Annotated in this window: 1 pseudogene; it reads right to left on the bottom strand. The window is 40.1% G+C overall.

Features of this window, described 5'->3' with window-relative positions:
- Positions 1–339: 339 nt before the first annotated feature.
- Positions 340–509: pseudogene (locus AC19MV_RS23090) on the bottom strand (IS630 family transposase); the annotation flags it as partial.

The raw sequence follows: 509 nt of genomic DNA, 5'->3' as shown, positions 1-509 counted from the left end.
AACACAGTATCGCCGATGGTAGTGTGGGGTCTCCCCATGCGAGAGTAGGTCATTTCCAGGCGCCTAATTTACTCGAAAGAGTAGTGATAAGCCCGTTGCTAGCGCAACGGGCTTTTTTACGTCTGTAATTTATCAATATGGTCAGAGAAAGAGGCTGCAGTGTGGCCGATATGCCCATGCGAGAGTCGGTCATACCAATTACATTAAATATATGATCTAATTAATCGTCATTCTCTTATTGCAATATTTATGAATAATATCAATCTTGCTGCATAAGCTAAATCTGAAAAAAGCGCTCGTAAACGTATGCGTTACCTCGCCTTATACCATTTACATTAATTAACTGGTCAGTTTTGTCCAGTTTCTAGAGCATAATTTAATTACCCTTTCAGGCTCTGCAATAAAGTGATTCCATGCAATTGAGCACTGTTCAACAATATCGTCATATCCACTAAAACAACGATTGGCAAGTTCATTTTGACGAAGCCATTGCCACACTTGTTCTACAG

The sequence above is a fragment of the Shewanella sp. MF05913 genome (genome assembly GCF_059758095.1).
The sequence above is the reverse complement of the archived record's forward strand: the minus strand, read 5'-3'. Positions and strand labels throughout refer to the sequence as shown.